This is a genomic window from Vulcanithermus mediatlanticus, from assembly GCF_055385885.1.
The window spans coordinates 54,183-70,698 of sequence record NZ_AP042385.1 but is presented as its reverse complement, the minus strand read 5'-3'; the positions used below and the strand labels follow the sequence as shown (position 1 = coordinate 70,698).

Genomic DNA, 16,516 nt, shown 5'->3' with positions numbered 1-16,516 from the left:
GTCTCACTCCCATCGCAAAGCCTTGGCGAGATCGAGCTTGAGCGCCCGGCGGGCGGGGAAGAGGAGGGCAAAGAAGGCCGCGGTGGCGACGGTCGAGAGGGCGCTCAGGGCGTAGCTCGCCCGGATCGGGGTGTAGAGTTCCCGGGTCAGCCCGGCTTCGGGGAATACCTCGCCGGAAAGGGCCATCAGGGGCCCGAGGACGTTGTTGGTATGGGTGTAATAGAGCAGCGCGTAGCCGAGGGCCACCCCGAGGGCCCACCCCACTGTCGTGGCCATGGCGGCCTCGAGGGTCACCAGGGCCGCGAGCCGGGGTGGAGTAAAGCCCATGGCGACGGTGACCCCGAACTCACGGGTGCGCTCGAGCACGCTCACGTAGATGGTGCTCGTCACCGCGATGGCGCTGAGGGCGGCGAGGAGCCAGTTGAGGATCGCGCCGCTGGCCTTTCCCGCCTCGACGTCGGTCTTGATGGGCCCGATGATCGACCAGGCGTCTTTGGCCTCCAGGCCGGCGGGGAGGAGGGGCCGGATCTCGCGCGCCCGCATGGCCTCACGGCCAAAGGGCGCGTCGACCGCCAGGTGGGTGGCGGTGGGCAGCCCCGTGAGCTCGCGGGCGTCGTCGATGTGGATGTAGACGCCGTAGGCGTCGACGCTGGAGACCCCGGCGTTGACGATGCCGACCACCCGAAAGCCCAACGCCTTTGGACCGGCGATGTGGGCGGCGCTGATGACCAGCCGCTCGCCCAGGCGGAGGCCGAGCCGCTCGGCCACCTTGTAGCCCACGACCACCTCGCCGGGGGCCTTGAGCCAGCGGCCGGCCTCGACCTTCTCCGGAACTTTGCTGATCTTCGTTTCCGCCTCCGGATCGACCCCGGTCAGTTCCGCGCCCTCGCTTTTATAGGGGGATTCGATCAGGGCGGAAAACTCAAGCCGCGGGGCGACCGCGGTGCCCAGGGTTTTGGAGATGTTCTCGGCCAGGGCGAGGTCGCCAAGCCCGTTTTCTGGCTGGGGGTCGTCGAACCACGCGGTGCGGGCCACCGTCACCGGGGCCATGACGTAGCGGGCGTGGGCGTAGAGGACGCTCTCTTGATAGCCGTCCATGAGCGCTCCGTAGAAGATGGTGGCCACGGCCACGTAGGCGACGACCAATGCGATGAGGAAGGTTCGCAGCCGGTGACGGAAAACGTTCCGGTACGCGAGGCGCAAAAGGGTCACCGTTCTCGCCTCCATTTCTCGATCATGGCTTCGATCTCCCTGGCGAAGAAGCGGTAGGCGCGGACCATGCTGGCAAGGCGTGCTTTGCGGCTGGGGGTGGTGGCGAGGTCGGCCATCCCCGCTTCGGCCAGCGCCAGGGCGCCTTGGAAAAAGGCCAGGTCACGCTGGGCCGACTGCTCCCAGGGGTCGTCGGCAACGCGACAGTACACCCGGCGTTCGCCGGGCCGGCTTTCCCGCTCGAGCACGCCGTAGTGGGCCAAAAGGCGGGTGGCGTTGCTCACCGAGGCCTTGGAAAGCCCGAGGGCCTCGGCGATCGCTTCCAGGCTTTGGGTTTCGGGCTCCGCGATTAAGAGGTAGCCAAAGACCTGACCCACGCTCGGGGCGAGCCCCGCGGATTCAAAGAGCTGGCCCATCCTGAGGACGAAGCGACGTTCGCTTTCGCTGAGCCCCGACACGCCTTCAATTTACCATGTTTTGGATGTTTAAGAAGAACTAAACGTAGTGCGTGTGCTCAGAGTTTGGGAATCTGCTTTGCCCACAGGATGTACGAGAGGTGGTTGAGGTAGGCGAGCGCGGGTTGCGAGAGCTCGCGGTCGATCTCGATCGACATCATGGCCTCGCCGCCCCGCCGCTCGCGGCTCGAGGTGAGGTAGGCGATGTTGACCTCGTCGTCGGCGATGACCCGCGCCACCCGGGCGATTACCCCCGGGGTGTCGACGTGTTTGACCAGCAGCGTGGGTGCGGCCCCGGTGATGCGGACTTCGAAGGCATCGAGCTTCCAGATCTTCACCAGCCCGCCCCCCAGGCTTGAGCCCACGGTGGTGACGCGTTCGTCGTCGTTCTCGTAGATCATGCGGACGGTGTTGGGGTGGACGTCGCCGAGCTCGACTTCCTTGAAGGTGTAGGCCAGGCCCTCGGCTTTGGCCAGGCGTTCGGATTCCTTGATCCGGGGATCGTCGGGTTTAAGGCCCAGCGCCCCCCCGAGCAGCGCGAGGTGGGTTCCGTGGCCCTTTCCGGTTTTGGCGAACGACCCGAAGAGGCCGAACTCAACCCTGGTCGGCGGTTTTTTGAGGAGCTTCCTGGTTAACCACGCCAGCCGGGCCGCACCCGCGGTATGGCTTGAGGAGGGCCCGATCATGACCGGGCCAATCATGTCGAGAAGACCCATATCTCCATGATGCCACGCAGCTTCACCCGGGAGAGGTGTAAGAATAGGCCTATGCGAAGTATCGTCATCGGCCTTTTCCTGCTGGGACTCGCCTGGGCCCAGACCCTGGAGGTGCCCTCGAGGGTCCCGGTGGGACAGCAGGCGATCGTCACCGGTCAGAATCTGCCCCCCGGGGTGTACGCCCTTGACGTCGAAGGGCCGGATGGGGTGCGAACCTACACCGTGGACGCCAGCAGCGGCCGCTTCCAGCTCGAGGTTTCCCTTCCGGCCGCGGGCGAGTACCGCGTGATGCTCTACGGGTTTACCCCGCCGCTCTCCGCGGCGTTTCAGGCGGTCTACCCGCCGCCCGCCCTCAGCGACACCGGCTTGGTGATGGGGGCGTCGGTGCTGCCCTTGCCCCAGGCTTCGACCTGGCTCGGACCGGTGGTCGAGGGCGACCGCGTTTACGTCGCCAAGGACCTGCTGGTTTTGGAGGTCGATTTGAAGTCGGGCCGGGTGCTCGCCCGCCACTATCCGCCAAACCGGGTGGTCCGCCTCGATGCCGGGCCGGTCCTGGTTTTGAAGGACGGCCGCCGGGTTGGCCTCAAAGCGCTGGAAAGCCTGCCCTACGAAGGATCTTGGAGCGAGCTTGAAGGCCTGGCGCGACTGGAGGCGCTGCTCGGTCCCTATTCCGGCCCCCGGCCCTACTGGAGCCTCCTGGCCGAGGGTGGATTTTCCGCCGAGCGCCTCGAGGCGATCGGACGGGACCTTTTGCGACGCGGCCACCGGCCCGAACTCCCCTGGAGCGCAGACTCGCCTTGGGCACGTCTGGCCCAGCAGGCCGTCGATCAGCGGCAGGCGGGGTTAGAGGCCAGCGTGGCCCTGACCCGCTTTCTCTTCGATTACGCACCCCTCTTTCCCGGATCAACCGCCTTCTTCACCGACCAGGCGCGGTGGCTCGCGGCCCAGGGGCAAACCCGGCTCGCGCACCGGATCATGGCCGGTCTGCCCTGGATCGAGCGGTACCGGCCGGTGGTCTTTACCCCTGCGACCGGTCGCTTACTGGCGATCTTTTTCGCGCTCGCCTACCTCGCTTTGTTCCTGAAAAGCCTTGCCTATTACGCGCAAAGGGGGAGCGGTGAACGCCGCTCGCGCTGGCCGGTCGCCAATCTGAACCTGATCGAACGCGTCCTGGCGCTCGTGTTTCTGGTCGGTTTCGCGGCTTCGCTGGTGTTTTTGGGGATTGGGCACCGGGTGGCCTCGGCTTTTGACGGGCCTTTGGGGCGGGCGAGCCTGCACACCTACGCCGCTGAGCGCTTCCTCGAGGCTCTCCCGGTGGGCCCCGAACGGACGGCGCTGCTCGCCTACGCCCGGGATCAGCAAAGTGAAGGCGCCCCGGTGGGGGTGGCCTTCGCCACGGCGCTTTCCGGCGATCTGGCCCGGGCTTTGCGTCTGGATCCGTCCTATGCACCGGCGCTCGAGGCGCTGGGGCTCGGGGGCGACCCCTGGAGCAGCGTGTTCGCCCGGGAAGGCGTTGACCGCGGCTTCCCGCCGAACGCCAAGACCCTGACCCAGCTGCTCTACCGGGTCGAGTTCGCGCGCTTTTGGCAGCGGCCGCTTTCGGCCTGGCGCGAGCTGGGTCTGTTCCAAAACGCCTGGCTGGCCTACGTGGTGATGTTCGTCCTGGGGCTCCTCGCCCTCTATCACGCCATCGGCCTGGTGCTGCCACGGCCGCCAGGCGCGCGCAAAAAGGGTGCCCTCGTGCGCCTGGTCGAGGCGCTGGTCCCCGGCGCGCATGCCTTTGACTACGGGGTTGGATGGCTCCTCTTCGGTGCCGCCTTCGCCCTGCTCGTGGCGATGCTGGGGGGCTGGCCCTACGGCCTGGCCGGTTTGGGGGTGGTCTACCTCGTGCACTGGCTCTGGTGGTTACTGGCTTGGCGAGGGGGGCGTTCATGATCATCCCTCCCGTACCCACCCCCTTCGACCGGCAGGGCCGGCCCGACTGGGCAGCCTTGCAGGCGCTGCTCGAACGCCTTTCCCCCTTTGTGGATGGCTTTTTGATCTTCGGCTCGAACGGTGAGGCCCCGCTCCTCTTCCCCGAGGAGCGGCGAAGGGGGCTCGGCGAGCTCAAGCCGCCAAAACCGTTCCTGGTCGGAGTCGGTGACGAAAGCCTTCCCCAGGCCCGCGCCCACCTTCTGGCTGCCAAAGAGGCCGGGGCCTTGGCCGCGCTGGCGTTCCCGCCGCGCTTTTTCGCCGGGCTTTTGGACCTCGAGGCCCTCGTGCGTTACTACCAGGGGCTGGCTGAGGCGGGGCTTCCCGTTTGGCTCTACCACGTGCCCCAGCTGACCAAGGTTGACCTACCGCTTCCCGCCGTGGCCCGGCTCTCGCAAATTCCGGGCATCGAGGGGATCAAGGACTCAAGCGGCGAGGTCTCCCGCTTCGCCTACTACCAGGCCCGGCGCCTTCCCCTTCGGGTGTATTCGGGGAACGCGACCGTTTTCCTGGCTGGGCTGGTCCACGGTGTCGAGGGGGGCATTTTGGCGGTGGCCAACATCGTGCCCCGTCTCGCGCGGGCATTGCTCGAGGCCTTCCGAGAGGGCGATTTGGCCCGGGCTCAGGCGTTGCAAAACCGTTTGGACGCGCTGGCCCGGCTGCTCGGGCAGGGCGGGCCGGTGTTGCTGAAGCAGGCGATGCGACACCTCGGCCTGCCGGCCGGCTACCCGCGGCCGCCGTACGCCGCGGAGAGCCCGCTTTGGGATCGTTTCGAGCCGCTGCTCGCGGCGCTGGCCGAGGCGGGCTGGACCGTCTCCTAAGGAGGGATGGCTATGGGTTTGCCGTTCCACCGGCTGGGCTGGTTCTTCCACCGCTATTCACCCCGGGCCTATCCCGACTGGGCCGTGGTCAGCCTGAGGGGGATGGTGACCCTGCTGCCTCCGGGGGCCAGCGTGCTCGATCTCGGCGGCGGCACCGGGGTGCTCACGCGCTTTGCCCACGAAGCCCGCCCCGACCTCGCCTACACCGTCGTCGACCCCGCTGCCGGCATGCTTCGCTACGTCCCCGATTTCGCCGGGAAGCGACAGGCCCAGGCGGAGAACCTGCCCTTCGAGCCAGCTTCCTTCGACGCGGTGATGATTGGCGAGGCGCTCCACCATTTCCGCGACGTGGATCGGGCTTTGGATGAGGTGATGCGGGTGTTGCGGGTCGGGGGGTGGCTTTGGATCTACGAGTTCGACCCCACGGTGTTCTGCGGCCGACTGCTTCGCTTTTTCGAGCGTTTGCTCGGGGAACCCGGCCATTTTTTCGAGCCCGACCGGCTCGTGCAGCGCCTTGGTGAACGGAGCATCGTGGGCGACGTCCTGGAGGAGGGCTGCCGCTACGTTTTCAGAGGCGAAAGGCGTGAGGTAAGAGTTCCTCGAGGCTAAAGCTCAGCGTCTCGCCACGTTCGTTGGTGCAGATGACCCGGGTGTCGGCGTCGCCGAACTCGGCCAGGATTTGCCGGCAGGCGCCGCAGGGGGTTGCGGGCGGGGAGGCCAGGGAGTGGACGACGATCGTTTTGATTTTGCGTTCGCCTGCGGTCACCATGGCGCCCACGGCGATCTGTTCCGCGCAGCGGGATAAGGGGTAGGCGGCATTTTCCACGTTTGCGCCAACGAAGGTTTTGCCGCTTTCGGTCTCGATCGCCGCGCCCACCGGGAACTTGGAGTAGGGGGCGTAGGCGTGGGCGTTCGCTTTTTGCGCGAGGATTTTTAGCTCGCTCAGGCTCATGTATCCTCCTCTGGTTGGGGTTCGTCGTCGGCTGTGAGCGGCTCGGCGCGCACCAGGTTGACCTTACGCTCGTCGGCCTCGTCGATCCAAAAACGCCACCCGTCAAAGGCGAGCGCCTCGCCGACCTTGGGGATGTAGCCGAACTGTTCGTAGAGGAAGCCGGAGAGGGTTTCGTATTCGCCGTCGGGAAACTTGATGTTGAGCACTTCACCCAGGTCGTCGAGGGCGATCTGGGCGTCGATCACGAAGCTCCCGTCGGCCAGGGGCCGGATCTGCTCTTCGGCCTCGTCGGTCTCGTCGTAGATCTCGCCGACGATCTCCTCGATGATGTCCTCGAGGGTCACAAGGCCCGCCGTCCCCCCGAACTCATCGACCACGATCGCCATGTGGGTCTTGCGCCGGCGCATCTCCAGGAGAAGGTTCCACACGGTCATGCTTTCCGGGACGAAGTAGGGGTCGTGGGCGATGCTCTCCACCCGGACCGATTCCAGCCGCCCGTCGTCGACGTAGTCCAAGAGGTCTTTGACGATGGCCACCCCGACCACGTCGTCGATGTTGCTCTTGTAGACCGGGTAACGGCTGAAGCGGTGCTCGCGGACCAGTTCGAGGAAGGCCCGCAGCGGGGCGTCGCTGTTCACCGCGACGATGTCGACCCGGGGGACCATGATCTCCTTGACCTGGGTCTCGGCCAGGTCGAGCACGCCCTGGATCATGTCTTCCTCGGCCTGCTCGATGGCCCCCGACTTCTCGGCACCAGCCAGGATGAGCTTGAGCTCCTCTTCCGTGACCAGCGGTTCGTTGCGGGTCTCGAGGTGGAGGAGGCGGAGAATGGCGCTGCTGGCCCAGGTAAAGAACCGCCCCACCGGGTAGAGGGGAATCGAGAGCCAGTACACGGGGCGCACGATCCAGCGAGCGAGCCAGCCGGCGTTGTGCACCGCCAGCGATTTGGGGGTGATTTCGCCGAAGAACAGCACCAAAAAGGTCATGACCCCGGTGGCGATGCCCACCCCGGCGGAGCCGAAAGCTTTGGTGCTGATTTCGGTGACCAGGGCGGTGGCCGCGATGTTGACCAGGTTGTTGCCCACCAGGATGGTGGTGAGAAAGCGGGTGATGTCGCGCTCGAGGAGGGCGTAGGGACTCCCCGGCCCTTCCTTTTGCGCCAGTTCCCGGATCTTCCAGGGCCAGAGCGTGGTGATGGCTGTCTCGGAAGCCGAGAAGAAGGCCGAGAGGAGGAAGAGTACGGCCAGGATCAGGATCTCGGAGGGGGCTACCGAAAACGACGGGTGGGAACTGGCCAGGGCGATGCTCGGGAAAAAGGCGAGGATAACCGGGATCAAGCGACGACTTGGAGGGTGGTCCTGCTCCACTTTCACCTTGTGATCAACCTCCACAGCGGCGGGGCGAAGAGCCATACACCGATCACCAGCGCGAAAGCTGAGGCGACGAGGACGGCCGCCGCCGCAACGTCCTTGGCCACTTTCGCCAGCCGGTGCGGCTGGGGTTGGATGAGATCGATCGTGGCCTCGAGGGCGGTGTTGACGAGTTCGAGCGTGAGTACGACCATGGCCAAAATCAAAACCGAAAGGATGGGGACGTCGAGCCACAGGGCGAGCCCAACCGCCACCACCCCGAGCACGGCCTCGATGCGGAAGTTGGGCTGGGCGTGCCAGGCATAGCGGAGGCCTTCGAAAGCGAAGGCGAATGACGCCAGGAAGCGCCTGAAGTTCAAAGGGCGACGATTGTTTCCTGCGCCCGACGGAAGCCTTGCCATTCTTCCTCCGTGGTGTGGTCGTGACCGAGCAGGTGCCAAAGCGAGTGCGCTGCCAGGATGAGCACCTCGGTGGTGAGCGAGTGTCCCGCCCCCTCGGCCTGACTGGCGGCGGTGTCGAGGCTGATGACGATGTCGCCCAGGTGTATGGGCATGAAGGGGTCGCCAGGCTCGAAGGTGGGGAAGGAGAGCACGTCGGTGGGGGCGTCCTCGCCCCAGTGCTTGCGTTTGAGCGCCTGAATACGGGCGTCGTCGGTGAGGATAACCGTAACCGCGCGTTCACCCACCCCGAGCCGGTCCATGAGGCGCTGCAGTTTTTCCGCCAGGGTTGGGACTAGGGCATCGTCCACCGCGACCTCGGTGACGACGTCAACCACCGCGCGTTTCCCCCTTTTCATACGCCCGGATGATGCGCGCCACCAGCGGATGCCGGACCACGTCAGCCTCGGTGAAGTAGACGAAGCCGATGCCATCGATTCCCTTGAGGATACGCTCGGCCTCGACCAGGCCACTTCGGGCCGCTTTGGGAAGGTCGATCTGGGTGACGTCGCCGGTGATCACCACCTTCGAGTTGAAGCCCATGCGGGTCAGGAACATCTTCATCTGCTCCGGGGTGGTGTTTTGTGCCTCGTCCAGGATGATAAAAGCGTCGTTGAGCGTTCGACCCCGCATGAAGGCCAGAGGTGCAACTTCAATGATACCCGAAGCCAGGTACTGCTCGAAACGCTCGGGGTCGATCATGTCGAAGAGCGCGTCGTAGAGGGGGCGGAGGTAGGGGTCGACCTTGGCCTGGATGTCACCGGGGAGAAAACCGAGGCGTTCGCCGGCCTCGACCGCTGGCCGGGTAAGGATGATGCGCTTCACGCGCTTGGCTTTGAGCGCGGCCACCGCCATGGCGACCCCGAGGTAGGTCTTGCCGGTGCCGGCCGGACCGATGCCGAAGGTAATGTCGTTTTCGGCGATGGTTTCGACGTAGCGCCGTTGGCCGGGGGTCTTGGGGCGCAGGCGCTTCGGCAGGTCGAAGGCCCTGGGGCGCGGTTCGGTCTCGACGATCAGGCTCTTCCCTTCAAGCGCCAACCGCACCGCCTGGTCCACGGTGGCCTCATCCAGCGTTGCTCCCTGCCGCACCAGGACCAACAGATCGTGGATCGCGCGCTCGGCGGCGGTCACCGAAGCCAGATCGCCCTGGATTTTGATCGTGGTCCCCCGGGCGATGATCCTGGCCCCGAGCTGCTTCCGAAGCACTTTGAGCCAGCGATCGGCGCGGCCGAGGAGGCTGAGGGCCTCCTCGGGGCCTTGGAGTTTGACTACCGCTTCGGTTTCCACGGACGGAGCGCCCTCGGTGGTGAGAGAATTTCGTGCCATAAAATCCCCTCAAGGATACCACCGTGATCAACCCTGATGCGGAGGCCGCGCTTTTTGCGCGCGCTCACCTGGGGCGGGGCTTCGAGCTCGACTTTGTGGGTCATGGTCGCCATCGGGGCCGCGAGCTTGGTCTCGGGGGCGGCGCGCTGCCGGTTGCTTTCCGTGGCCGTCGGGGGCACCATTTTGGTTCGGGGAGCGGGCCGCTGCCCCTTGCTTTCCGGCTGGAGGGGTGTGGGGCGGGAAGGCGGCTTGGCCTGGCGTTTTGGCGGAGGCTTGACTTCTGTCAGGACAACCTCGGGCTGTTGGGGTTTGATGAGGCCCCGGACGATCGGCGCGACCACGAAGATCAGCAAGAAGATCAACCCGAGGAGGTCATCAAGGCTCACGAGTCGCCCGCCTCCTCATCTTTCGCCGCCCGGCTGATCGAATCCCGCATCTCGGTGTCGGCCTCGATGTTCTTCATCTGGTAGTAGTCCATCACGCCCATGCGGCCTTCTTTGAGCGCCTGGGCCATGGCGTGCGGGATTTCGGCCTGGGCTTCGACCAGCTTGGCCCGCATCTCCTCGACCTTGGCCCGCATCTCCTGCTCGGCGGCCACCGCCATCGCGCGCCGCTTTTCCGCCTGGGCCTGGGCGATCTTCTTGTCGGCCTCGGCCTGGTCGATCTGGAGCTGGGCCCCGATGTTCTTGCCCACGTCCACGTCGGCGATGTCGACGGAGAGGATTTCAAAGGCGGTGCCGGCGTCGAGCCCCTTGGACAGGACTGTTTTACTGATCATGTCTGGGTTCTCCAACACTTCCTTGTGGGATTTGGCGGAACCGATGGTGGTGACGATGCCCTCGCCCACACGAGCGATAATCGTCTCCTCGCCGGCGCCGCCGACCAGGCGGTCGATGTTGGCCCGGACGGTGATGCGCGCCATGGCGATGAGCTGGATGCCGTCTTTGGCCACGGCGGCGATGCGCGGGGTTTCGATGACCTTGGGGTTCACCGAGACCTGGACCGCCTCCAACACGTGCCGCCCCGCGAGGTCGATGGCCGCCGCACGGTCAAAGGTGAGCTCGATTCCAGCTTTCTGGGCTGCGATCAGGGCGTCGACCACCCGGTCGACGTTGCCGCCGGCCAGGTAGTGGGCCTCGAGCTTTTCCAGGGGGATGTCGATTCCGGCCTTGGTGGCTTTAATCAGGGGAAAGATGATGCGCGAGGGGGTTACCCGCCGCAGGCGCATGGCGATCAGGGTGATGAGCGGCACCCGGACCCCCGCGGCCCAGGCCGAGACCCAGAGTCCGACCGGCACCAGGGTAAAGAAAATGAAGAGCAAGATGAGAATTGCTCCAGCTGTGATGAGGACCATGTAGTTCACCTAAACCTCCTCCTTCCGAACGACGACGCGCCCGCCTTCGACGCGCACAATTCGTATCGTGCTTCCCTTCTCAACGTAATCCCCCTCGGTGACCACGTCAATTTTTCGTTCTCCAAACATGGCCGTCCCCGCGGGACGAAGGGGGGTGAGGGCTTTTCCGATCGCGCCCTCGAGGCTTTTGAGCTGATTCGTTGGTTGGGCCTTGGAGGCGATGGTCGAATCCAGCACCAACACCCTGCCGGCGCGGGTCCGGGGCAGGTAGCGGAAGGCCAGGACCAGCCCCGCGCCCACGATGAGCACCGCCAGGGCACCGACATAGAGCGACTGGTCGCCGAAGGTGAAGTAGATCGAGGCGAAGATCGCGACCGTCCCCCCGATGCCGGCGACCCCGAAGCCAGGGAGGATGAAGATCTCGGCCAGGAGCAGAAGCACGCCCCCGAAAAAGAGCAGGATTTCGAGCGCGCCGCTCATCCCCGCCAAATAGCCCCCGAGGAAGTAGGCGGCGAGCGCCAGCACCCCCACCAGACCCGGGATGCCAAAGCCCGGGGTGATGGCCTCGATGATGAGCCCGAGGACCCCCACCGCCAGCAAGATTGCGGCCACGGTGCTCGAGGTCAGAAATCGGGCCGCCACGACGCGCGTGCCCGGATTGATGCGTTCGGTCTTGGCGTCAAAGCCGGCTTTTTGCAGCGCCGCGGCCAGCGTGCCCACTTCGAAGTCGGCGACGCCAAGCTCGACCGCTTTGGCGGCAGAGAGGGTGAGCGGTTCCCCCTTGGCCTTGAGGCCGGGGATTTCGATCTCGGGATCGACCATGGCCTCAGCGATCTTGGTCGGCCGGTTCCTGGCTTCGGCCACGGCCCGGAATTTCCCCCTGAGGGCGCTGATGACCTTGCGATCGGCGGCGCTGTACTGCACGCCCGGGATGTAGTTCACCGGGAGCGCGGCGCCGATCTCGCTCCCCGGAAGCATGGCGATCTGCTCGGCGCTGAGCGAGATCAGCGCGCCGGCGGAGAAGGCGTTTTTGACCACCGCCAGCGTGGGCAGGGTGCTTCCCAGGATGGCGTCGGAGATCTTGATCGCGGCGTCCACCCGCCCACCGGGGGTGTCGACGTAGAGCACGACGCCACTCGCACCTTCCTTTTCCGCTTTTAAAAGCGCATTTTGAACGAACGTGGCCAGCGCCGGGTCGATCTCGCCCTCGATGGGGATGACGTAGCTCACCGAGAACGCGAGGCCAAAAAGGAGCGCAAAAAACCCTGTGAGAGCGTGTTTCACCAGGGTTTAGCATACCAAAAGTCGTATGCTCATGGGTGATGCGGTACCTGCTCGGCCTACTCGGCCACCCCCTCGGTCACTCGCTCTCACCGGTCATGCACCGCGCGGCGCTTCGGGCGCTGGGTCTTGAGGGCGATTACCGACGCCTCGACACCCCTCCTGAGCAGCTCGCGGCGCGGGTGGAGGAGGTCCGTACGCACTACCGCGGGGTGAACGTGACCGTGCCCCATAAAGAGGCCATCCTGCCCTGGCTCGACGAGCTCGACCCCGGGGCGGCGGCGATCGGGGCGGTGAATACCGTGGTCAATGACGGCGGCCGCCTCGTGGGCCACAACACCGACGCCCCCGGCTTCCTTCGGGCCCTGGCCGAGGCCGGGGTTCGGGGCGAGGTCGCCCTCCTCTTGGGGGCGGGCGGCGCGGCGCGGGCCATCGCTTTTGCGCTGAAGGAGGCCGGCTGGGAGGTCTGGATTCACAACCGAACCCGGGCCCGGGCGCTGGCACTCGCCGAGGCCTTTGGCCTCAGGGTGGTGGACGTGGCTCGGGCGCGGGAAGCGGATCTGGTGGTCAACGCCACCAGCGTGGGCCTCCACGACCCCGATGCCTCGCCAATTGACCCGAGCTATTTGCCGCTCAAGGGCGCGGTGGTGGACATCGTCTACGGCGCGCGCAAAACCCGGTTGCTGCGGGCGGCGGAGGCGAGGGGCCTCAAGGCGTTCGACGGGCTCGGCATGTTGCTGTGGCAGGGGTTGTTGGCCTTTGAGCTTTGGACCGGTCGCCAGGCGCCGGTTGAAGCCGTGCGCCGGGCTTTGCACGAGGCGGTGCCTCGGGGGTAGGAAGGAAGGGATGAAAGGACGTAAGACGCGCTGCCAGGTCGATCTCGGGCGGGATGCCCTGCGGGGAACCTTGATGGGGCTTGGGCTTTTGGCTCTGGTCTCGGGCTGGGGGTTTGCCCTGGTGGGGCTTTGGCTCGGATTTTCGGTCACCGCCGCCGGCGCGCTCGTCTTCCTCATTGGCCGGCGGATTCCTGCGCGCTGGTGCTTCGACGGCGAGCGCCTCGTCCTGGGCGGGCGCAGCGTTCGGCTCTCCGAGGTGGAGGCCCTTGAGGTCCAGCCGGTGAGCCGCCACTTTTGCCAGAGCTGGCGTGTCCGGATCCGTTTGCGTTCCGGCCGGGCGATCCCCTTTCCCCTCTCGGTCGAAGATCCGCGGGCGCTCTGGGAGGTCTTGGCGGGCGCCGGCGCCCCCATTCGGGGCGACGCCGACGCGTTTTGGTCGCGTTACCTTTACCGCCGCGAACGCGGGGTTCCGCTTTGGATTTCGAACTTTGAAACGATCCTCTGGTTGTTGATTGCATTTGACTTCGGCGATCGCCTGGAGCGCGCTATGGGGCTTTGGAGCTACCCGGTGGTGCTGCTCGTTTTTCTTGGCTTCCGGGCCCTCGAGGCCTACCTCGAGTGCGCGCGGTCGCGAAAGGAGGCCAAGGCGCCGCCGGGAGGTGTTTTCGGAGGGCGTGATGCTGACGCTGGCTGAGCCTGCCTCTTTCGAAGAGGTCATCAAAAAGAGCCGTTTTCTCTGTAACGCCGCGCCGGTGGAGAGCGTGGAGGAGGCGCTTTCGTTCCTGGCGCGTGTCCGCGATCCCAACGCCACCCACAACTGCTGGGCCTATCGGGTAGGGCAGCACTATCGTTTCTCCGACGACGGCGAACCGGCCGGGACCGCCGGCCGGCCGATTTTGAGCGCCATCGAAGGGCAGGGGCTCGACCGGGTGATGGTCGTCGTGACCCGCTACTTCGGGGGGGTGAAGCTCGGGGCCGGGGGGCTGGTTCGGGCCTACGGGGGCGTGGCGGCCAAGTGTCTGCAGCGGGTGGATAAACGGCCCATCGTGCGGATGCGGACCTTGCGGGTTCACGTCCCGTTTGAGGCCCTGGGTCCCGTTTACGACCTGCTCTCTCACTCCGGGTTCAAAAAGACCGAGGCCGGCTACGACGCCGAGGGGACGACGCTCTTGGTCGAGGTGCCGGAAGAGGCCAAAGAGGCCTTCATTCAAGCCCTGGCCGATGCCACGCGCGGCCGGGCGGTGGTCGAGGCGGTAGCATGAGGCTCGTGGGTCAAGGAGATCTCTTCGAATCGCGGCCGGATCGAATCGTTCTGGTCGACGGCCATCATCTGGCCTACCGGAATTACTTCGCCCTGGGTGAACTCTCGACCAGCAAAGGCGAGCCGGTGCAGGCGATCTACGGCTTTTTGCGCACGCTCCTCAAACTCTTCCGCGAGGATGGCGACTGCGTCATCGTGGTTTTTGATGCCCCGGGGCCGTCGTTTCGCCACGAGGCCTACGAGGCTTATAAGGCCCAGCGGGCACCCACGCCAGAGGACTTCAAAACCCAGCTCGAAAGGATCAAGCAGATCGTCGATCTCTTGGGGCTTGAGCGGCTGGAGGTGCCGGGTTTTGAGGCCGACGATGTCATCGGCAGTCTGGCCAAAAAAGCCGAGCGGTCGGGGTATGAGGTGCGGATCGTATCCACCGATCGGGACCTTTATCAGCTGGTCTCGGATCGGGTGTCGGTATGGCTCCCCGACGGGACGCTGGTGACGCCCCGGGTGGTCAAGGAAAAATACGGGGTCTCACCCGAGCAGTGGGTCGATTTCCGGGCGCTGGTCGGCGATCCCTCGGACAACATCCCCGGCGTTCGGGGGATCGGCCCCAAAACCGCCGCCAAGCTCCTTGCCACCTGGTCGAACCTCGACCGCTTGCTCGGACATCTCGACGAGGTGCGCCCGCCGGGGGTGCGGGAAAAGATCCAAAAGGACCTCGAGGCCCTCAAGCTCTCGCGGGCGCTCTCGAAGATCGAGACCGAGCTGCCCCTCGAGATCGACCTCGCTTCCTGCAACCGTCGGGCGCCGGACCGCGACGCGCTCCGCCGCTACTTACAGGACCTCGAGTTCGGCTCGATTTTGCGCGAACTGGGCCTGCTCGAGGCCAAAGCGGCGGTGGAGGCCTCGTGGCCGCCGCCAAAGGACGCTTTTTTGGGCTTCGTCTTCTCCGATGCCCGGCCGATGTGGGCTTCGATGGTGGCGCTGGCCGCGGCCTGGGAAGACCGGGTGGCCGAGGGGCCGAAAGAGCCTTCGGCCCTCAGAAGCTTTCCGGTCGTTCGCGGGCTTTTGGCCAAGGACCTGGCAGTTTACGCCAAGCGGGAGGGGCTGGCCATCGAGCCTGGCGATGACCCCATGCTCCTTGCCTACCTCCACGACCCGGCCAACAGCGAGCCAGCGGCCACGGTGCGCCGCTACGGCGTCGGCGATTTCGGCGACGACGCCAGGGGCCGGGCGCTGGCGGCGCTGGGCCTTTGGCAGGCGATGCAGGCCCGTTTGGCCGAAACCCCGGAGTTGCTCTGGCTCTACGAGAACCTCGAGCGCCCCCTTTCCGGGGTGCTCGCCAACATGGAGTACCGGGGCATCAAGATCGACGTGCCCTATCTCCGCGCGCTCTCCGAGGAACTCAGCCGCGAACTGGAGCGGATCGAGGACCAGATCTTTCGCCTGGTGGGTCACCCCTTCAATCTCAACTCCCGCGACCAGCTCGAGGTTGTCCTCTACGACGAGCTCGGGTTGCCGGTGGTGAAGAAAACGGCCAAGACCGGCAAGCGCTCGACCTCGGCCAGCGTCCTCGAGGCCCTCCGCCAGGCCCACCCGGTGGTGGATCTGGTCCTGGCGTACCGCGAGCTCTCCAAACTCAAGGGCACCTACGTCGATCCCCTGCCGCGCCTCGTCCACCCCCAAACCGGGAGGGTCCACACCCGCTTCCACCAGACCGGCACCGCCACCGGCCGGTTGAGCTCCTCCGATCCCAACTTGCAAAACATCCCCGTCCGTACCGAATGGGGCCGGCGTATTCGTCGCGCTTTCGTCGCCGAGACCGGGATGCGCCTGGTGGTGGCGGATTACTCGCAGATCGAGCTCCGCGTGCTGGCCCATCTCTCCGGCGATGAAAATTTGCAGAGGATTTTCCGTGAAGGCCGCGACGTACACGCCGCCACCGCATCCTGGATCTTTGGCCGGAAGGACGTCGACCCCCAGATGCGGCGGATCGCCAAGACCGTGAACTTCGGCGTGCTCTATGGCATGGGGCCCCACAGCCTTTCGCAAACGCTCGGCATCGCCTACGAGGAAGCCCTCGATTTCATCAACAAGTACTTCGCCTCCTTCCCCCGGGTGCGAGCCTTTTTCGACGGGCTTTTGAGCGAGGCCCGGCAGAAGGGCTTTGTTGCCACCCTCTTCGGCCGGCGCCGCTACGTTCCCGATCTTGACTCCAAAAACCGGCGGGTTCGGGAGGCCACCGAGCGCATGGCCATCAACATGCCGATTCAGGGGACCGCGGCCGATCTCATCAAACTGGCGATGGTGAAGCTCGAGCCGAAGCTCGGCGCCCTCGGTGCCCGGCTCCTGCTGCAGGTCCACGACGAGCTGGTGGTCGAGGCCCCGGCGGAAGAGGCCGAGGCGGTGGCGGCCCTGGTCCGCGAGACCATGGAAGGGGTCTGGCCGCTGGAGGTGCCGTTGGTGGCCGAGGTCGGGATCGGGGAGAACTGGCTTTTTGCCAAGTGAACGCCGGGCTGGCCAGTCGGCG

At 65.9% G+C, this 16,516-nt stretch carries 18 protein-coding genes; 7 read left to right on the top strand and 11 right to left on the bottom strand.

Translation table 11 applies throughout. The annotated features are described in order from the left end of the window. Positions 1-3: 3 nt before the first annotated feature. Genes ACZ5BT_RS01225 through sdaAB form a run of 3 tightly spaced genes read right to left on the bottom strand, consistent with a single transcriptional unit; the run spans position 4 to position 2,380 of the window. Positions 4-1,227, bottom strand: coding sequence for an ABC transporter permease (locus ACZ5BT_RS01225; protein ID WP_464884821.1), 1,224 nt, complete (start codon positions 1,225-1,227; stop codon positions 4-6). After that, positions 1,209-1,667, bottom strand: coding sequence for a GbsR/MarR family transcriptional regulator (locus ACZ5BT_RS01220; RefSeq protein WP_464884820.1), 459 nt, complete (start codon positions 1,665-1,667; stop codon positions 1,209-1,211). The genes ACZ5BT_RS01225 and ACZ5BT_RS01220 overlap by 19 nt, the downstream gene beginning before the upstream one ends. A gap of 56 nt (positions 1,668-1,723) precedes the next feature. Further along, positions 1,724-2,380, bottom strand: coding sequence for an L-serine ammonia-lyase, iron-sulfur-dependent subunit beta (gene sdaAB / locus ACZ5BT_RS01215; RefSeq protein WP_464884819.1), 657 nt, complete (start codon positions 2,378-2,380; stop codon positions 1,724-1,726). A 51-nt stretch (positions 2,381-2,431) separates the two neighbouring features. Here sdaAB and ACZ5BT_RS01210 point away from each other — a divergent pair, with 51 nt between their 5' ends. From ACZ5BT_RS01210 to ACZ5BT_RS01200, 3 genes are read left to right on the top strand one after another with little or no spacing between them, the layout of a single operon-like run. Next, positions 2,432-4,315, top strand: a complete 1,884-nt coding sequence (locus ACZ5BT_RS01210; protein ID WP_464884818.1) for a hypothetical protein — start codon at positions 2,432-2,434, stop codon at positions 4,313-4,315. Then, on the top strand, positions 4,312-5,172 hold the full coding sequence (locus tag ACZ5BT_RS01205) for a dihydrodipicolinate synthase family protein (RefSeq protein ID WP_464884817.1): 861 nt from the start codon (positions 4,312-4,314) through the stop codon (positions 5,170-5,172). Before ACZ5BT_RS01210 ends, ACZ5BT_RS01205 begins: the two co-directional genes overlap by 4 nt. Before the next feature lie 12 nt (positions 5,173-5,184). Continuing rightward, positions 5,185-5,781, top strand: coding sequence for a class I SAM-dependent methyltransferase (locus ACZ5BT_RS01200; RefSeq protein WP_464884816.1), 597 nt, complete (start codon positions 5,185-5,187; stop codon positions 5,779-5,781). On the opposite strand, the gene cdd is transcribed toward ACZ5BT_RS01200, so the two are convergent. The 8 genes from cdd to ACZ5BT_RS01160 are packed head-to-tail and all read right to left on the bottom strand — an operon-like array spanning position 5,741 to position 11,895. Then, positions 5,741-6,124 (bottom strand): cytidine deaminase, encoded by a 384-nt coding sequence (gene cdd, locus ACZ5BT_RS01195; protein WP_464884815.1) that lies wholly within the window; start codon positions 6,122-6,124, stop codon positions 5,741-5,743. The genes ACZ5BT_RS01200 and cdd overlap by 41 nt on opposite strands. Beyond that, the gene (locus tag ACZ5BT_RS01190; RefSeq protein WP_464884814.1) at positions 6,121-7,497 is read right to left on the bottom strand and encodes a hemolysin family protein; all 1,377 of its coding nucleotides are present in this window, start codon (positions 7,495-7,497) and stop codon (positions 6,121-6,123) included. Before ACZ5BT_RS01190 ends, cdd begins: the two co-directional genes overlap by 4 nt. After that, positions 7,494-7,895, bottom strand: coding sequence for a diacylglycerol kinase (locus ACZ5BT_RS01185; protein ID WP_464884813.1), 402 nt, complete (start codon positions 7,893-7,895; stop codon positions 7,494-7,496). The genes ACZ5BT_RS01190 and ACZ5BT_RS01185 overlap by 4 nt, the downstream gene beginning before the upstream one ends. Next, complete coding sequence (gene ybeY / locus ACZ5BT_RS01180; protein WP_464885737.1) at positions 7,850-8,269, bottom strand: rRNA maturation RNase YbeY; 420 nt, start codon at positions 8,267-8,269, stop codon at positions 7,850-7,852. Before ybeY ends, ACZ5BT_RS01185 begins: the two co-directional genes overlap by 46 nt. Then, a complete protein-coding gene (locus tag ACZ5BT_RS01175; protein WP_464884812.1) occupies positions 8,262-9,257 on the bottom strand; it encodes a PhoH family protein in 996 nt (331 codons plus the stop codon). The genes ybeY and ACZ5BT_RS01175 overlap by 8 nt, the downstream gene beginning before the upstream one ends. Next, positions 9,200-9,643 carry a hypothetical protein gene (locus ACZ5BT_RS01170; RefSeq protein ID WP_464884811.1) on the bottom strand — a complete coding sequence of 148 codons (444 nt, stop codon included), beginning with the start codon at positions 9,641-9,643 and terminating at the stop codon, positions 9,200-9,202. The genes ACZ5BT_RS01175 and ACZ5BT_RS01170 overlap by 58 nt, the downstream gene beginning before the upstream one ends. Continuing rightward, positions 9,640-10,611 carry a flotillin-like protein FloA gene (floA, locus tag ACZ5BT_RS01165; RefSeq protein ID WP_464885736.1) on the bottom strand — a complete coding sequence of 324 codons (972 nt, stop codon included), beginning with the start codon at positions 10,609-10,611 and terminating at the stop codon, positions 9,640-9,642. Before floA ends, ACZ5BT_RS01170 begins: the two co-directional genes overlap by 4 nt. A gap of 9 nt (positions 10,612-10,620) precedes the next feature. After that, complete coding sequence (locus tag ACZ5BT_RS01160; protein ID WP_464884810.1) at positions 10,621-11,895, bottom strand: NfeD family protein; 1,275 nt, start codon at positions 11,893-11,895, stop codon at positions 10,621-10,623. Between the two features lie 38 nt (positions 11,896-11,933). On the opposite strand from ACZ5BT_RS01160, the gene ACZ5BT_RS01155 reads away from it, so the two are divergent. From ACZ5BT_RS01155 to polA, 4 genes are read left to right on the top strand one after another with little or no spacing between them, the layout of a single operon-like run. Next, complete coding sequence (locus tag ACZ5BT_RS01155; RefSeq protein ID WP_464884809.1) at positions 11,934-12,728, top strand: shikimate dehydrogenase; 795 nt, start codon at positions 11,934-11,936, stop codon at positions 12,726-12,728. A 10-nt stretch (positions 12,729-12,738) separates the two neighbouring features. After that, positions 12,739-13,422 carry a hypothetical protein gene (locus ACZ5BT_RS01150; protein ID WP_464884808.1) on the top strand — a complete coding sequence of 228 codons (684 nt, stop codon included), beginning with the start codon at positions 12,739-12,741 and terminating at the stop codon, positions 13,420-13,422. Further along, a complete protein-coding gene (locus ACZ5BT_RS01145) occupies positions 13,406-13,990 on the top strand; it encodes an IMPACT family protein (RefSeq protein ID WP_464884807.1) in 585 nt (194 codons plus the stop codon). Before ACZ5BT_RS01150 ends, ACZ5BT_RS01145 begins: the two co-directional genes overlap by 17 nt. Next, positions 13,987-16,494 carry a DNA polymerase I gene (gene polA / locus ACZ5BT_RS01140; RefSeq protein WP_464884806.1) on the top strand — a complete coding sequence of 836 codons (2,508 nt, stop codon included), beginning with the start codon at positions 13,987-13,989 and terminating at the stop codon, positions 16,492-16,494. Before ACZ5BT_RS01145 ends, polA begins: the two co-directional genes overlap by 4 nt. The last annotated feature ends 22 nt before the right edge of the window (positions 16,495-16,516 follow it).